The 15,820-nt window shown below is 42.3% G+C and carries 15 protein-coding genes; 11 read left to right on the top strand and 4 right to left on the bottom strand.

What is annotated here, in order from left to right; all coding sequences use genetic code 11:
• Positions 1-202: 202 nt before the first annotated feature.
• From rplU to PSU78_RS12255, 6 genes are all read left to right on the top strand, one after another.
• Positions 203-568: a 50S ribosomal protein L21 gene (gene rplU / locus PSU78_RS12230; RefSeq protein WP_300388396.1), complete on the top strand. Its 366-nt coding sequence runs from the start codon at positions 203-205 to the stop codon at positions 566-568.
• A gap of 33 nt (positions 569-601) precedes the next feature.
• The gene (rpmA, locus tag PSU78_RS12235) at positions 602-862 is read left to right on the top strand and encodes a 50S ribosomal protein L27 (protein ID WP_300388398.1); all 261 of its coding nucleotides are present in this window, start codon (positions 602-604) and stop codon (positions 860-862) included.
• Between the two features lie 190 nt (positions 863-1,052).
• Positions 1,053-2,141, top strand: coding sequence for an Obg family GTPase CgtA (gene cgtA / locus PSU78_RS12240; RefSeq protein ID WP_300388400.1), 1,089 nt, complete (start codon positions 1,053-1,055; stop codon positions 2,139-2,141).
• A 2-nt stretch (positions 2,142-2,143) separates the two neighbouring features.
• The gene (gene proB, locus PSU78_RS12245; RefSeq protein WP_300388402.1) at positions 2,144-3,310 is read left to right on the top strand and encodes a glutamate 5-kinase; all 1,167 of its coding nucleotides are present in this window, start codon (positions 2,144-2,146) and stop codon (positions 3,308-3,310) included.
• 71 nt (positions 3,311-3,381) lie between these two features.
• Positions 3,382-3,879 (top strand): 5-(carboxyamino)imidazole ribonucleotide mutase, encoded by a 498-nt coding sequence (gene purE / locus PSU78_RS12250; RefSeq protein WP_300388404.1) that lies wholly within the window; start codon positions 3,382-3,384, stop codon positions 3,877-3,879.
• A 69-nt stretch (positions 3,880-3,948) separates the two neighbouring features.
• The gene (locus tag PSU78_RS12255) at positions 3,949-5,115 is read left to right on the top strand and encodes a 5-(carboxyamino)imidazole ribonucleotide synthase (RefSeq protein WP_300388406.1); all 1,167 of its coding nucleotides are present in this window, start codon (positions 3,949-3,951) and stop codon (positions 5,113-5,115) included.
• A gap of 115 nt (positions 5,116-5,230) precedes the next feature.
• Here PSU78_RS12255 and rpsT read toward each other — a convergent pair whose 3' ends face one another.
• On the bottom strand, positions 5,231-5,566 hold the full coding sequence (rpsT, locus tag PSU78_RS12260; protein ID WP_013147236.1) for a 30S ribosomal protein S20: 336 nt from the start codon (positions 5,564-5,566) through the stop codon (positions 5,231-5,233).
• 186 nt (positions 5,567-5,752) lie between these two features.
• Here rpsT and murJ point away from each other — a divergent pair, with 186 nt between their 5' ends.
• The 5 genes from murJ (at position 5,753) to PSU78_RS12285 (ending at position 12,087) form a co-directional block, all read left to right on the top strand.
• Complete coding sequence (gene murJ / locus PSU78_RS12265; protein WP_300388409.1) at positions 5,753-7,297, top strand: murein biosynthesis integral membrane protein MurJ; 1,545 nt, start codon at positions 5,753-5,755, stop codon at positions 7,295-7,297.
• Entirely contained in the window at positions 7,298-8,206 is a 909-nt protein-coding gene (locus PSU78_RS12270) for a bifunctional riboflavin kinase/FAD synthetase (protein ID WP_300388411.1), read from the top strand.
• Positions 8,207-8,281: 75 nt separating this feature from the next.
• Positions 8,282-11,275, top strand: coding sequence for an isoleucine--tRNA ligase (ileS, locus tag PSU78_RS12275; RefSeq protein ID WP_300388413.1), 2,994 nt, complete (start codon positions 8,282-8,284; stop codon positions 11,273-11,275).
• The gene (gene lspA / locus PSU78_RS12280; protein WP_300388415.1) at positions 11,268-11,723 is read left to right on the top strand and encodes a signal peptidase II; all 456 of its coding nucleotides are present in this window, start codon (positions 11,268-11,270) and stop codon (positions 11,721-11,723) included. Before ileS ends, lspA begins: the two co-directional genes overlap by 8 nt.
• Positions 11,724-11,775: 52 nt before the next feature.
• Complete coding sequence (locus PSU78_RS12285) at positions 11,776-12,087, top strand: DUF1905 domain-containing protein (RefSeq protein WP_300388417.1); 312 nt, start codon at positions 11,776-11,778, stop codon at positions 12,085-12,087.
• Positions 12,088-12,130: 43 nt separating this feature from the next.
• Here the strand turns inward: PSU78_RS12285 and PSU78_RS12290 are convergent, their stop codons facing one another.
• From PSU78_RS12290 to PSU78_RS12300, 3 genes are all read right to left on the bottom strand, one after another.
• Positions 12,131-14,269, bottom strand: coding sequence for an EAL domain-containing protein (locus PSU78_RS12290; RefSeq protein WP_300388419.1), 2,139 nt, complete (start codon positions 14,267-14,269; stop codon positions 12,131-12,133).
• A gap of 29 nt (positions 14,270-14,298) precedes the next feature.
• The gene (locus tag PSU78_RS12295) at positions 14,299-14,664 is read right to left on the bottom strand and encodes a response regulator (RefSeq protein WP_013147243.1); all 366 of its coding nucleotides are present in this window, start codon (positions 14,662-14,664) and stop codon (positions 14,299-14,301) included.
• The coding region (locus PSU78_RS12300) for a PAS domain-containing sensor histidine kinase (protein WP_300388421.1) at positions 14,661-15,820 on the bottom strand (1,160 nt) is incomplete at its 5' end. The genes PSU78_RS12295 and PSU78_RS12300, both read right to left, overlap by 4 nt.

Raw genomic sequence — 15,820 nt, forward strand, 5'->3', positions numbered from 1 at the left:
ACGAATATTTTATCACAGCCAACTTTCAAGGTTGGGTTATAGCTGTTTTTATATACTAGCAACAGCCATATAAATCGTGAGACAATTGTTAATTCACATTAATGCGGCAGTTTTTTGAAATTGCTTGCGATTATGGTTTGCTTTGCTAAATTATTTGCGTATAATGCCGAGTTCTTTAGAAAGCGTAATTTAAGGCTCAATCATGTATGCTGTAATTAAAACTGGTGGTAAGCAATATCGCGTAATTTCAGGCGAAAGATTAAAAGTTGAAAAATTAGAAGTTGAAGTTGGCGGTACTGTTACGCTAGATCAAATTTTAATGGTTTCAGATGGCGAAAGCACAACCATCGGATCACCTATCATTAACGGCGCAACTGTAAAAGCAACAGTGCTTTCACATGGCCGTGGTGACAAGGTAATGATTTTCAAATTCCGTCGTCGTAAACATTATCGTAAAACACAAGGCCATCGCCAAAGTTTTACTGAAATCCAAATCGGCGAAATTTTAGCTGCAGGTCAAGCTGCTGCAAAACCAGCAAAAGCGAAAGCCGCTAAAGCTGCAGAATAATTGAAGCAATAAATAAGACTTAAGGATTAAATCATGGCACACAAAAAAGCAGGCGGTAGTTCACGTAACGGTCGCGATTCACACTCACAACGACTAGGTGTTAAAGCATTTGGTGAAACAGTTGTGACAGCAGGTAGCATCATTGTTCGTCAACGTGGTACAAAAATGCACGCAGGCGAAAATGTTGGCATGGGTAAAGATCATACTTTGTTTGCAAAAGCGGACGGTAAAGTATCATTTGCAATAAAAGGCGCTTTAAAACGCCACACTGTAAGCATTATTGTTGCAGCTTAAGTTAAAATAACTTTATTAAAGCCTCATCGTTTGATGGGGCTTTTTTATTTGGTAAACTCTCATGTGTGAATAGTCAGTTTAAGCTGATTAACTCCACTGAAAGACCTTTACAGGCATACAGGAATGACGGGATTACTTTAATTTTATATCTGTTTTTACAGTTAAAGTATTTCTGCAATAGGTCAAAAAAATGAAATTTATAGACGAAGCAACAATCAAAATTTACGCAGGCGACGGTGGTAACGGCGTTGCTACGTTTCGTCGTGAAAAATACGAGCCAATGGGTGGCCCAAGCGGCGGTGACGGTGGCCGTGGCGGTTCTATCATCATTGAAGCTGATCGAAATATTAATACCCTGGTTGATTATCGCTATACCCGTACGTTTAGAGCGCAGCGTGGCGAAAATGGCCGTAGTGCTGAGTGCTACGGCGCTAAAGGCGAAGATATGGTGTTACGTGTGCCAGTAGGTACCGTGATTTCAGATAAAGCCAGCGAGCAAATGTTGGTAGATTTAAGTGAGCATGGTCAGCGTGCGCAGATGGCATCAGGCGGCAAGGGCGGCCTGGGTAATGTGCATTTCAAATCAAGCTTGAATCGTGCGCCACGCCAATGTACTAAGGGTGATGTAGGTGAAGAGTTTGAACTTTATTTAGAGCTTAAAGTCTTGGCAGACGTGGGTTTGCTAGGCATGCCTAATGCAGGGAAATCTACATTTATTCGTTCAGTTTCTGCAGCTAAACCAAAAGTAGCCGACTATCCTTTCACTACTTTGCATCCGAATTTGGGTGTGGTGCGTGTGGATGCTGAACGCAGTTTTGTGATTGCCGATATTCCTGGGATTATTGAAGGTGCCGCTGAAGGTGCAGGGTTAGGTCATCAATTCTTGCGTCACTTGCAACGTACTTCTTTGTTGCTGCATTTAGTCGATATTGCGCCATTTGATGAAGCTGTAGACCCCGTTTATGAGGCAAAAGCGATTGTTGAAGAGCTTCGTAAGTATGATGAGGCACTTTATGATAAGCCTCGCTGGTTGGTGTTGAATAAAATCGACATGTTGCCTGAGGCACAAGAAGTCGTAAAACAGTTCGTCAAAGACTATGGTTGGAAAGGTCGTGTATTCGCAATTTCAGCCATTAGTGGCGTGGGTTGTAAAGAGCTGACTTATGCAATCATGCAGCATATCGAAGAAAATAAACGAGAAGCTGAAGATGCTTTGGCTGATACTGGCTTGGTTAATGAAAGCGCAGCAAGTATTGCTGTGACCAAAAAAGAAGTTTAATAATGATTGCTGTGGAATCTCAATCGCTTAAATCTACCTCTACTATCACATCACAATCACTTTTGTTTGATGCAAAAGTAATTGTGGTGAAAGTTGGCTCTAGCCTTGTTACCAACAATGGCAATGGTTTAGACCGCGTGGCAATAGCTGCTTGGGCGGCGCAAATTGCAACCTTGGTGCAACAAGGTAAACAGGTTGTATTGGTTTCCAGTGGTGCTGTTGCGGAAGGCATGCAAAGATTGGGTTGGAAAAAACGCCCAACCGCCGTGAATGAATTACAAGCTGCAGCAGCGGTAGGCCAAATGGGTTTGGTGCAGATGTATGAAAGCTGTTTTACTGAGCATCAATTGCATACTGCGCAAGTGCTGCTAACCCATGACGACTTAGCTGATAGAAAGCGCTATTTAAATGCGCGTAGCACTTTGCGTACTTTGCTTGATTTGAAAGTTATCCCTATTATTAATGAGAATGATACGGTTGTTACCGATGAAATTCGCTTTGGTGATAATGACACTTTAGGTTCATTAGTCGCTAATTTGATTGAGGCTGATACTTTGGTGATATTAACGGACCAGCAGGGTTTGTATTCCGCTGATCCACGTAAAGATAAAGATGCTAAATTCATACAACATGCTACAGCTGGGGATGCCACGCTAGAGCAAATGGCAGGTGGTGCAGGCAGTAGCGTTGGAACTGGCGGCATGTTAACCAAGATTCTTGCTGCAAAACGCGCATCTAGAAGTGGCGCGAATACTATCATTGCTTCAGGTCGCGAGAAGAGTGTACTGGTTCGTTTAGCCGCAGGTGAAGTGATTGGTACGCATCTACAAACCACAGAAATGAAAACGACCGCCCGTAAGCAATGGTTGGCAGATCATTTGCAGTTGCGTGGCAAGTTAACGTTAGACGCAGGCGCGGTAAAAGTCATCAAGCAAGATGGTAAAAGCTTACTGCCTATTGGCGTAACGGCGGTTGAAGGTAGCTTTGAGCGCGGCGAAGTGGTTGCTTGTTGCGATGAAAACGGCGTAGAGTTGGCGCGTGGTTTAGTCAACTACTCAGCCATGGAAGCGACTAGAATCATGCGAAAATCTAGCAAAGACATTGAGAAAATATTGGGCTATGTGGAAGAGGCTGAATTGATACACAGAGACAATTTAGTCTTGTTGTAACGCTCAGCCAAAAATACTTATATTTTAATTTTTTGTGAATTTGATACATAAAGAATAACAAAGGAATGTAAATGAATAAACAACCTTTAGTAGCCATTATTATGGGCTCTGATAGCGACTGGCCTATTATGAAAGCGGCTGCCCAAATGTTAGCGGATTTCGATATTGCATATACGGCGGATGTGGTTTCAGCGCATCGCACACCCGATTTAATGTTTAGTTTTGCAGAAACCGCCGCACAAAAAGGCTACCAAGTGATTATTGCGGGTGCAGGTGGCGCGGCGCATTTGCCTGGCATGGTAGCGGCTAAAACTACTTTGCCAGTATTGGGCGTGCCAGTGCCTTCTAAGCATTTGCAAGGTCAGGACTCACTTCTTTCTATCGTGCAAATGCCTAAAGGAATCCCTGTAGCTACCTTTGCAATTGGCGAAGCTGGCGCAGCGAATGCTGGTTTATTTGCAGCCTCAATTTTAGCAAATCATGATGCAGCTTTAGCTAAAAAATTAAGCGAATTTCGTACTAAGCAGGCTGAAAAAGTACATGCCATGGAATTAAGCGACAAGCCTTAAATATTTTTAAGTAAAATATTACAGTGAAATATTACTAAGTTTTAATCTCAATCACACAGTATTCAATATATGAACCATCATCCAGAACAAACGCCAGTCATTCTTCCACCTGCAATGCTAGGCATGCTTGGAGGCGGTCAGCTCGGTCGTTTTTTTGTTGTCGCTGCACACGAAATGGGTTACAAAGTCACGGTGCTAGACCCTGATTCGAATAGCCCAGCAGGTAAAATTGCTGATGTGCATATTTGCGCAGCTTTTGATGACAAGTCTGCTTTATTGAAGTTAGCTAACACTTGTGAAGCAATCAGTACCGAATTTGAAAATGTACCTGCAGACTCGCTATCATTTTTAGCTGAAACTAAGCCTGTGCGCCCAAGTGCATACAGTGTAGCAATTGCGCAGCATCGTGTCAGTGAAAAAAACTTCCTTAAGCATGCGGGTTTACCTGTTGCTCCATTCGAAGTTATCAATGAGGTTGAGGATTTACCGAGTGATGATAGCGATATTTACCCAGCCATCCTGAAAGTGGCGCGTTTTGGCTACGATGGTAAAGGTCAGGCTAGAGTCAAAAATCAACATGAAGCGCAAATCGCATTTGCTCAATTTGAGCGCGAAGAATGCGTGCTAGAAAAAATGTTGAAACTTGATTATGAGGTTTCAGTGGTGCTAGCGCGTGATGTGCAAGGCAATGTGTCCACATTCCCGACTTCAGAAAATAGTCATCTCAACGGGATACTAGATGTTTCGATTGCACCAGCGCGCGGTCGTGATGCGATTAGCCATCAAGCACAGAAATTGGCAATATTAGTTGCTGAAAAGTTGGCTTACACTGGCGTATTAGGTGTTGAGTTTTTTGTTTGTAACGGTGAGCTTTTAGTGAATGAAATTGCGCCTAGGCCACATAACTCAGGACACTATACGATAGATGCTTGTGTGACAAACCAGTTTGAACAACAAGTACGTGCAATGGCTGGCTTGCCATTAGGTAGCTCAAGACAGCATAGCTCAGCGGTGATGGTTAATCTATTGGGAGATATTTGGCCTGAAGATATCGATTCTGCCCCTGAATGGCAAGTTGCATTAAATAACCCAATGTTGAAAATGCATTTGTACGGTAAACAACAAGCGCGCGCAGGTAGAAAAATGGGGCATTTTACCGTGATTAATGTGAGTCGTGATGAGGCGATCAAGCAAGCAATGCAAGTGCGTAGCGAATTGAAAATAGGTGAGCAATAGTTGGCTCTAAACTGGTTAAGAGTGCTTAGGTTCACTCTTGGGTTCAGTAGCTCTTAATCAATGACAGCCAATAAAAAAGCCTCGCAGTGCGAGGCTTTTTTATTAAATACAGTTCTTACGCTGTTTTAGGTGCGGCTTTAGCTTTTGGCGCAGCTTTTACTTTCGCAGCTACAGCTACTGGAGCTTCAGCAGACATCGCTTTGATAGCAGCATTTAAGCGGCTTTTATGACGTGATGCTTTATTTTTATGAATGATGTTTTTGTCCGCGATGCGGTCAATTACACTTACATTCTCGCTATACACAGCAGTAGCGGCAACTTTATCGCCAGCTTCTACAGCTTTAATAATTTTTTTAATCGCGGTACGCAAAGTAGAACGCAAACTTGCATTGTGAGCGCGTTGCTTAACTGCTTGACGAGCACGTTTTCTTGCTTGTGCGGTATTTGCCATCTATGTTTCTTTCCTAAAGGGTGCTAAAAGCTATTCGAAATACGAAGCCCGTAATAATAGCTATTTTCTAAACACATTGCAAGTTTAAATGAAGTAAATATCATGGCTATTTACCGCATGATGTCTGCTGGCATGATAAAATCGCGCAATATGTTGTTAATAAGCCAAATTTTCCCAATTTAAATTATGAATTTACTCAAAGCTTTAGCCAAAGTTGGCAGCATGACTTTTGTGTCTCGTATATTGGGATTTGTGCGAGATACCTTAATTGCTCGGGTGTTTGGCGCAGGTATGTTAAGCGATGCATTTATCGTTGCGTTCAAGATCCCTAATCTATTACGCAGAATTTCAGCGGAAGGCGCTTTTAGCCAAGCTTTCGTACCAATTTTGGCTGAGTATAAAAGTCAGCGTAGTTTTGATGAAACGCATCACCTGATCAGCCGTGTAGCCACATGGTTAGGTTTGATTCTAGTCGTTGTGACTTTGCTGGGTATGTTGGCTGCACCGTGGATAGTCGCACTGATTGCGCCAGGCTTTACCGTAGATCAACCCAAAATGCAGCTCACGGTTGAGTTGTTGCGTATTACTTTCCCCTATATTTTCTTTATTTCGCTGGTTTCAATGGCTGGAGGAGTGCTAAATACTTATAACAAGTTCGGCATTCCAGCATTTACGCCTGTTTGGCTGAATGTCAGCATGATTGCAGCGGTATTGTTTTTTGCTGACCATTTTGCCGAACCTATTAAAGTGTTGGCGTGGGCGGTATTTTTTGGTGGCTTTCTACAGTTAATTTTTCAAATTCCATTTCTAAAGCAAATTGGCTTATTACCTAAGCTTGATTTTCATGCAGGTGATGATGGTGTATGGCGCATTTTAAAGTTGATGGGGCCTGCAGTATTAGGCGTATCGGTAGCGCAGATTTCTATGATTACCAATACGATATTCGCCTCATTTTTAAAAACGGGTAGCGTAAGCTGGCTATATTACGCAGATAGATTAATGGAATTTCCAACTGGCGTGCTAGGTGTGGCGCTCGGTACTATATTACTACCTAGTTTATCTAAAGCATATGCAGGTAAGGATGAGAGTGAATACTCACAATTATTAGATTGGGGCTTGCGTTTAACCTTTATTTTAGCGGCGCCTGCCGCGGTAGCGTTAGCCGTACTCGCTACTCCCTTAGTTACTGCTTTATTCCATTACGGTAAATTTACGCCCTTAGACGTAGCAATGACACAGCAAGCCCTTGTAGCCTATAGCGTTGGTTTGCTCGGGTTGATTCTAGTAAAAATTTTAGCGCCAGGGTTTTATGCGCGACAAAACATTAAAACACCAGTTAAAATTGCTGTTTTCACATTGGTCATTACGCAATTGATGAACGGTTTGTTTATTTTTGTCTTGCCTTTACAACATGCTGGCTTAGCTTTGGCGATTGGCTTGGGTGCTTGTATTAATGCTTCATTACTTTATTATCATTTGCGTCAGCATAATATTTTTCAGCCGCAACCTGGCTGGACGATATTTTTGCTCAAACTCCTGGTCGCGCTTAGCGTCATGGGCGTCACGCTTTATTTTGCGATGGGAGATACGGCCGCTTGGTTACATTATGGTTTAATGAAACGGCTAATTTATCTTACAGGTTTAGTTACGCTAGGAGGCGCGAGTTATTTTGGTACGCTAATGTTACTTGGCTTTAAGCCGCGCGATTATATTCGTAGGGTTACGCACTAAATGCAAATATTTCGTCATATTCCTGCACTGCAACAGTTGCCTTGCGCTTTGGCGATAGGCAATTTTGATGGCATGCATTTAGGGCATCAGGCGCTATTGCAAAAATTGAATGAAACTGCAAAAGCGCTAAATCTGACTTCTGCTGTGATGACTTTTGAGCCGCATCCACGTGAATTTTTTGCGCCAGAAACTGCGCCCGCGCGACTTAGTTCATTGCGTGAAAAGCTTGAGCATTTTGCTGAAGCTGGTGTTGAAACTACTTATGTATGTCGCTTCAATCGGCGTTTAGCTAAGTTGACGCCGCAAGAGTTTATGCAAAGTATTTTGCGTGATTCATTGAATGCGCAAGCTATTTTGGTTGGTGATGATTTCAGATTTGGCGCCATGCGTGCTGGTTCTATTTTAGACTTTTTAGAAGCAAAGTTTAATCTTATCAGTTTGCCACAAGTTGATTTAGACGATGCACGCGTGTCTAGCACTCGCGTGCGTTCTGCGTTGGCAACAGGTGCTTTAAGTGAGGCCTCTATATTGTTAGGTCGCCCATACAGCATGAGTGGCAAAGTAGTGCACGGTGCTAAGTTAGGCCGTCAGCTTGGTTTTCCAACGGCCAATGTGCATATGCGGCATGAGCGCCCTGCGTTAACGGGTGTGTTTGCCGTAAAATTAAATGGTATGAATAGCGTGGCTAATTTAGGTGTACGCCCAACGATTGGCGGCGTTTCAAAATTGATGTTAGAAGTGAATGTATTAGATTTTAATGCGGATTTATATGGTCAACATGTGCATGTAGAGTTTTTGCATAAAATACGTGATGAAGCTAAGTTTGATGGCTTAGATGCTCTCAAAGCGCAAATTGCGAAAGATGTTGTTGCAGCAAAAAGTTATCTTGAAGCGACTAAATTTAACTAGTAAAGGTTTAAGTAGTAAAGACACTGGATTTCGACTTTCGTCGGAATGACAATTAAGATTGATTAGAGATTTAAAATGACCGAAGAAGTAAGCAAATATAAACTTAACTTACCTGAAACCAGCTTCCCAATGCGTGGTGATTTAGCGAAGCGTGAACCCGCTTGGCTTAAAGAGTGGCAAGATAAGCAGCTATATCAAAGAATTCGCAAAGCTCGCAAAGGCGCAAAGAAATTCATTCTGCATGATGGGCCACCGTATGCTAACGGGGATATTCATATCGGTCATGCGGTTAACAAAATCTTAAAAGATATCATTATTAAAGCTAAAACCATGAGTGGTTTTGACGCACCTTATGTACCAGGCTGGGATTGTCACGGTTTGCCGATTGAATTGGTGGTTGAAAAAAATCACGGCAAAAATATTGATCCGGCTAAGTTTCGTGAGTTATGCCGTGAATATGCGGCAGAACAAGTGGCGCGTCAAAAGAAAGACTTTATCCGCCTAGGTGTGTTGGGCGATTGGGATAATCCGTACTTAACCATGGATTTTAAAACCGAAGCGGACATCATGCGCGCCTTGGGTGATATTCAAAAAAATGGTTATTTATACCAAGGTAGCAAGCCCGTACATTGGTGCGTGGATTGTGGTTCAGCATTGGCTGAAGCTGAGGTTGAATATGAAGATGTGAACTCGCCTGCAATTGATGTGGGTTTCAAAGTTGTTGATAATCGAGCTTTAAGTAAAGCCTTTGGCGTTGATGTTCAAGGCGATGCTTATGCAGTGATTTGGACTACTACTCCTTGGACTCTGCCAGCTAACCAAGCTGTTGCAGTGAACCCCGAGTTAGAGTACGACCTAGTGCAAACAGACAAGGGTTTATTTATACTAGGCGATTCTTTTGTTAATGACGCAGTTTCCAATCAAGTCTCGTCTGTTAGCTCATTAGATAATCCCTCTTCTGCAGACGTTAATAGTTTATTACTACCCCCAATTTTCCGTCGTTATGGAGTCAGCACATATAAACGATTAGCGATGTGCAAAGGTATTAAACTTCAGTCTCTGATGCTTCAGCATCCATTCGATAACCGCCAAGTACCTGTCATCTGCGGTGACCATGTGACAACTGATGCAGGTACAGGCTTAGTCCACACTGCTGCCGCACATGGTAATGATGACTGGCTGGTGATGAAAGCTAATTTTCCAAATGAAAAGCCACGTATTTTAATGGGTGGTGATGGCAAATTCTTTAATAGCGACTTAGTTGAGTTTGCGGCGATTCGTGGCTTAGATAGAAAAGAGGCCAACAAGGTCATTTTGGCTGCCATGACAGAAAGTGGCGCTTTGCTCGCTAGTGCACGTTTGAACCATAGTTTTCCGCATTGCTGGCGTCATAAAACACCATTAATGCAATTGGCTACGCACCAATGGTTTATTGGTATGTATGCGCAAGATGCAGTGGGTATCAGCTTGCGTGAATATGCGAATAAAGCCGTAGATGCTACTGAGTTTTTCCCAGCTTGGGGTCGTGCGCGCTTAGAGGCGATGATTAAAAATCGTCCAGATTGGTGTGTATCGCGCCAACGTAACTGGGGTGTGCCTATGCCATTCTTTGTGCATAAAGAAACCGGTAATCCCCATCCACAAACCGCAGAATTGCTTGAAGCGGCTGCTTTGCTTGTTGAAGTGCGTGGCGTGGAAGCTTGGTTTAGCTTAGATGGCGCAGCTTTCTTAGCTGAGCATGCAGCCTTAAGTGCGGATGACTACAAAAAAGTTACTTATACCTTAGACGTATGGTTTGATTCTGGCGCCACGCATGCGGCAGTATTGAAACGTCGTCCTGAATTAGCGTTCCCAGCGGATTTATACCTTGAAGGTTCAGATCAACATCGCGGCTGGTTTCAAAGCTCATTGTTAACGGGCTGTGCGATTGATGGTCGTGCGCCATACAACGCCTTGCTAACCCACGGTTTTGTGGTGGATGGCGCTGGTCATAAAATGAGTAAATCTAAAGGCAACGTAGTTGCGCCACAAAAGGTGATGGATAGTTACGGTGCAGATATTCTGCGCTTATGGACTGCTTCGACCGATTACTCTGGCGAACTCACAATCTCTGATGAGATCTTAAAACGCGTTGCAGAAAGCTATCGCCGTATTCGTAATACCATGAAATTCTTGTTGGCGAATATCGCAGATTTTGATGCAAATAAAGATTTACTTCCAGTGAGTGAGTGGTTAGAGATTGACCGATATGCACTGCATCTGACCCATAAACTGCAAACAGAAGTGCTTGCTGATTATGACCGCTACGAGTTTCATTTGGCTGTGCAAAAATTCGTGAGCTTCTGCTCAGAAGATTTGGGTGGCTTCTATTTAGATATTCTTAAAGACAGGCTCTACACAGCAGGTGAGAACTCACCAGCGCGTCGCGCAGCACAAAGCGCTTTGCATGAAATTACGCATTGCATGATGCGATTAATGGCCCCAATTTTGAGTTTTACTGCGAATGAGATTTGGCAAACTTTAGGTCTTGAAGCAAATAAAACTGTATTTGAGGATGTTTGGTATGAATTGCCTCAAATCAATAACTCAGTAGAGTTGAGCGTAAAATGGATGAATTTACGATCAGTTCGTGCAGAAGTGATGAAAACTCTGGAAAAGCTACGCACATCTGGTGATATAGGGTCCTCGTTACAGGCGGAAATTGATATTTATGTAGGGTCTAGCACGTTTGATATGCTTAATGATATAGGTGATGATTTGAAGTTTATTATGATTACTTCGAGAGCAGACCTGCATAGTGACACCTCTTTGAATCAAAACCCAAGTCAGAGAGAATCTCACTTAAGAAACTTATCTGATTCCAGTCACTTATCAAAACAAGAGCAAGAAGGATTACTTTTGTCAGAGTTCGAAGGGGTAAAAGTTGAAGCAAATTCTTCAATATTTGTTAAATGCGACCGCTGCTGGCATTACCGTGCAGACGTAGCTGCTGACGCTGAACATCCGCATATTTGCGGCCGTTGCGTAAGTAACTTGTTTGGCAAAGGTGAGGCGCGCAAATATGCGTAAGTATTTTGCTATAAGTGCAGTGATAGTTGCGCTTGATTTATACACCAAGCATTTAATACAAGGTGCTTTCGCTTATGGCGAGATGCTCACGTTCACTAGCTTTTTTGACTTGGTGCATTATCACAATGAGGGTTCTGCATTTGGTTTTTTGCATGATGCTGGCGGTATTCAGCGTTGGTTTTTTGCTGGTGTTTCTGTCGTGGCAATTATTGTGATTAGTTATCTTATTCAGAAACATCGTACTGAAAAGCTCTTTTGTGTCGGTTTAGCCTTGGTGTTGGGTGGGGCAATCGGTAATTTGTATGACCGCGTGACATTAGGTTATGTCATTGATTTCCTTAATTTTCATTATCAGCACATGTATTGGCCTGCTTTTAATGTGGCTGATAGCGCGATTTGCGTGGGCGTAGGGCTGTTGCTGCTGGATAGTTTTAAAAAGCCAAGCTAAATATATACGCTAATTAAAGACTTTACATGGCAAAGGTGAATAACGCTTTATCATGATTGACATCAATTTCACCTTTGTTGGCAAGTGTTGGGTATGGCAGGGTAAGGGTACTTGGCATTTCATTACTCTGCCGCAGGATAAATCCGAAGAAATAAAATTCTTTAGCGATAATCATTTTGGTAAAAGGCGCGGCTGGGGTTCGGTTCGCGTATCCGCTAACATCGGTGGCACCGCTTGGGAGACTTCGATTTTTCCATCTGGCAGCTTAGATGCTTATATCTTACCTATAAAAGCTGAAGTGCGTAAAAAGCAGAAAATAACGGCAGACGATGACGTGCAAGTGTCACTGCAAATTAGCATTTAACTGGATTAGGTATTATTTTTAGCGCGCACAAATAAACAGCTGCTCACTTCTTAAACCAAGTTGCAATTTCTGTTGCGGACAGCGGTATTGAGTAAAAGAAGCCTTGTACTACTTTGCAGCCGCTAGCTTTGACAATGTCGGCTTGAAATTGATTTTCAATGCCTTCAGCGACAATATCTAGGCTAAGAGCATCCGCTAAAGCAACAATGGCCTTCACAATCACACGATCTTCTTCGCTGTTTTGCAAGCCGTCAATAAAGGTACGGTCAATCTTCACCTCATCTACCGACCAGCGTTTTAGGTAAATGAGCGATGAGTGCCCCATACCAAAATCATCTAAAGAGATATTAAAGCCAGCCTCTTTAATAAAGCGCATATTTTTCTTTACGATATCAATGTCATCTAGCAAAGCATGTTCGGTAATTTCAATGCAAAGCATATTTGTGGGAATTTGATATTTAGCGGGTAGGGCTTTTAATGTATGAATTAGTCTATCAGACCGCAAGTGGCGTGCTGAAATATTTGTAGAGACGCGAGGGACTTGATAGCCTTGGTCTAGCCATGCACGAATTTGCTGGCAAACAGCTTCTAGCACCCAATCACCAATTTGGTTAATTAACGATGACTGCTCAGCTATTTTGATGAACTCTAATGGCGAGATTAAACCACGCTCAGGATGCTGCCATCTTAATAACGCCTCTATACCGACAAGACTCTGATTGGTGTTTTCTACCTGAGGTTGATATTCTAAAAAGAGCTGGTTTTCTTTTAAGGCGTGGCGAATACCGTTTTCCATATCCAGCCATTGGTGGGCAATGAAATTCAGATTGGTGGTGTAAAACTCAAAACAATTGCGACCATTCTGTTTGGCTCTATACATGGCAAGATCTGCAAAGACCAGCAGGGACTGTGGATCTACGGTGTCATCTGGGTAGACACTAACACCTACGCTAATAGTGGAGTAAACACGTTGCTGATGCAGATCAAATGGCGTTGTGAATTTAGCAATAATGTCACGTACTAAGCGGTGGCCATCTTGCGGCGATGCTTCTTCCATAATCATCACAAACTCATCACCACCAAGCCTACAAAGCGTATCAGAGGCGCGTATACAATCTGAAATGCGCTTGGTTGCCATCATAAGCAGTACATCACCAGCCTCGTGTCCAAGCGTATCGTTGACTAATTTAAAATGGTCTAAATCAAAAAACAGCAGTAAAACTTGGCTGTTTGTGCGGCTAGCTTTTGCAACCGCATGATTAAGTCTTTCTTTAAATAGGTTGCGGTTTGGTAAGCCAGTTAATTCATCATGTGAGGCTAGAAACTCAACACGGCGATTAAGGGCTATCATTTCGCTTACGTCGCGCCCAACGCCTCGGTAGCCAATAAAGTGCTTATCAGCATCAAAAATAGGTTTGCCTGATACGCGTAAGTAAGCCAGTTTGCCTGATTCATCAATAAAATGTACAACGTAATCAGAAAAGTGTTTATGCGATTTTAGCGTTTCAAGCATTTCACTGGGTGAGTGACTGTGACAGGTTTGTGCTAAGTCTACTAGGCTGTAAAACCCAAGCCCTGCAGGGCTTCCAGCTAAAGCTTGGATTTTTAATTGAGCATCAGACTCCCAAAACCAGTCGGCTGAGGCTTCGGCAAAGTCTCTGAAACGTGCTTCACTGATAATGAGTTTTTGCTTTTCTTCATTCAGTTCAATCAGCTTCTTATCCAGCTTAATACGCATGATCTCAGCATGCTGTTTGTCTAAGCGCAATGGCCCAAAGTGCGATTTTGCGTTACTTTCTTTTGGGCTGGCTTGAAACCCTGCATTAATGATCTTATCAATGATGGGTAGTAAATCTTCCATCATCATCGGTTTAACCAAAAACTTGGTTGCACCTAAAGACATCGCGAAACGCTCATCTTGTGCTGAGGTGTAAGTTGCCGTGTAGAAAATAAAAGGAATTTTCTGTAAATATTCGTTTTGCTTGACCTCGCGGCACAAGCCGTAGCCGTCCATTTCAGGCATTAGAATGTCGGAAATGATTAAATCGACAGGGTTGGTTTTTATGTAAGCTAATGCCTTTAAGCCATTTTCAAAGCTTGCCACTTCATAGCCTTTGCTAGTAAGTACTACCTCTAGTAAATGCCTTGAATTCTCGTCATCTTCAGCGACTAATATTTTCATTAATAATGTTCTCTCGAGCTATTGACGGCTTATTTAGCTATCGCTTTTTGTATCTGACCAATGACAAGTATTGGGTCTATTGGTTTTTCTATATAGGCGGTACAGCCTGCCGCCAGTAACTTTTCTTTATCGCCAGACATGGCGTACGAAGTCATTGCAATGATAGGAATATCTTTGCCTACAGGGTGCGCACGGATTCTTTTTAACACTTCTAAACCGTTAATGTCTGGCAGTTGAATATCTAAAATAACAAAATCAGGCGGCATTGTCAGTGCTTGTTGCACACCCTCTAAACCCGTCATTGCGAACCGTGTTTTATATTGTGATTGCTCAAGAATAAAACGAATTAACTCTAGGTTATTCTCATTGTCTTCTATTATCAATGCTGTTGTCATAAAGGAGGATCTTCTAAAATTGACTGATTATTGAGCAAAATCTGCTCTGATATTTTAATCGGCACTTTGATGGTAAAAGTGCTGCCTATACCCACTTGGCTTTCTACTTCAATGCTACCGCCCAATAATTGCGTTAAAATTTTACGCGTTAAATATAAACCTAATCCTGTGCCTAGTGTTTTTATTTTTAAATGGGATTCGGCCCGCTCAAATGGTTTAAATAGCTGCGCTAGACCAGATTGGCTAATACCAATCCCGCTATCTCGAGTGGTGATGATTAACTCTTCGTTGAGTATTCTAGCCTCAATAGTCACATAACCTGCTTCGGTATATTTCACGGCATTGCTTACAACATTTAGAATTGCCTGATACAGTCTTTTTCGGTCTGTTTCTAGAGTGATGGTATCGCTGCAATCAATCTGTAAGTTTAGATGTTTACCTTCAGCAATATGATGTATGACATTGACTACCTCATTAAACATAGGCTTTAGCGCAAATGATTCGATATGTATTTCTAAAAAGTCTGCTTCTATTTTTGAGATGTCAATTACATCAGAAATGAGTGAGAGTAAATGTTTAGCTGAATGGTAAGCACGACCAAGCTGATCTTTTTGTTTGGAATTAAGCTCGCCAGACATGCCTTGCAACACTACGCCTAGAAAACCGATAATTGAATTGAGCGGCGTTCTTAGCTCGTGCGACATGGAGGCCACAAACATCGATTTAATACGGTCTGCAGACTCGGCGCTTTCGCGTGCTTTAATTAAAGATGCCTGCAATACTTTTTTCTGCGTAATATCTTGGCCAATCGCAATCATTTGCCCGGCTTCATTACCACCATTTTTGCCTGCTTTAACGATAGAACATTCAAACTCTATTTTTCTGCCATCAGCACATTTAAAAATTAACTCTACATTGCGGAAAGCTTCTCCTCTTTTTGTACCAATGCCAATGGCAATCGCTTTTTTGAATGATTCTTTTACAACAAATATATCAATAAAATTCTTACCTATGGCCTCTGTTCGGCTAAATCCAGTGACTCTTTCTGCTTCTGGATTAAACTCAATAATCTCACCATCCATTTTGATCGTAAGTATAGGAATGACCCCTGTTGAAAAAAGTGGACACTTTTTATCGTATAAAATGACGAAAAGAA

It is taken from the genome of Methylotenera sp. (assembly GCF_029945705.1).
Classification (GTDB): domain Bacteria; phylum Pseudomonadota; class Gammaproteobacteria; order Burkholderiales; family Methylophilaceae; genus Methylotenera.

Bases quoted from the DNA above. Each gene is read 5' to 3' on its own strand.
- rplU (WP_300388396.1), top strand. From the start codon at position 203: ATGTATGCTGTAATTAAAACTGGTGGTAAGCAATATCGCGTAATTTCA.
- rpmA (WP_300388398.1), top strand. From the start codon at position 602: ATGGCACACAAAAAAGCAGGCGGTAGTTCACGTAACGGTCGCGATTCA.
- cgtA (WP_300388400.1), top strand. From the start codon at position 1,053: ATGAAATTTATAGACGAAGCAACAATCAAAATTTACGCAGGCGACGGT.
- proB (WP_300388402.1), top strand. From the start codon at position 2,144: ATGATTGCTGTGGAATCTCAATCGCTTAAATCTACCTCTACTATCACA.
- purE (WP_300388404.1), top strand. From the start codon at position 3,382: ATGAATAAACAACCTTTAGTAGCCATTATTATGGGCTCTGATAGCGAC.
- PSU78_RS12255 (WP_300388406.1), top strand. From the start codon at position 3,949: ATGAACCATCATCCAGAACAAACGCCAGTCATTCTTCCACCTGCAATG.
- rpsT (WP_013147236.1), bottom strand. From the start codon at position 5,566: ATGGCAAATACCGCACAAGCAAGAAAACGTGCTCGTCAAGCAGTTAAG.
- murJ (WP_300388409.1), top strand. From the start codon at position 5,753: ATGAATTTACTCAAAGCTTTAGCCAAAGTTGGCAGCATGACTTTTGTG.
- PSU78_RS12270 (WP_300388411.1), top strand. From the start codon at position 7,298: ATGCAAATATTTCGTCATATTCCTGCACTGCAACAGTTGCCTTGCGCT.
- ileS (WP_300388413.1), top strand. From the start codon at position 8,282: ATGACCGAAGAAGTAAGCAAATATAAACTTAACTTACCTGAAACCAGC.
- lspA (WP_300388415.1), top strand. From the start codon at position 11,268: ATGCGTAAGTATTTTGCTATAAGTGCAGTGATAGTTGCGCTTGATTTA.
- PSU78_RS12285 (WP_300388417.1), top strand. From the start codon at position 11,776: ATGATTGACATCAATTTCACCTTTGTTGGCAAGTGTTGGGTATGGCAG.
- PSU78_RS12290 (WP_300388419.1), bottom strand. From the start codon at position 14,269: ATGAAAATATTAGTCGCTGAAGATGACGAGAATTCAAGGCATTTACTA.
- PSU78_RS12295 (WP_013147243.1), bottom strand. From the start codon at position 14,664: ATGACAACAGCATTGATAATAGAAGACAATGAGAATAACCTAGAGTTA.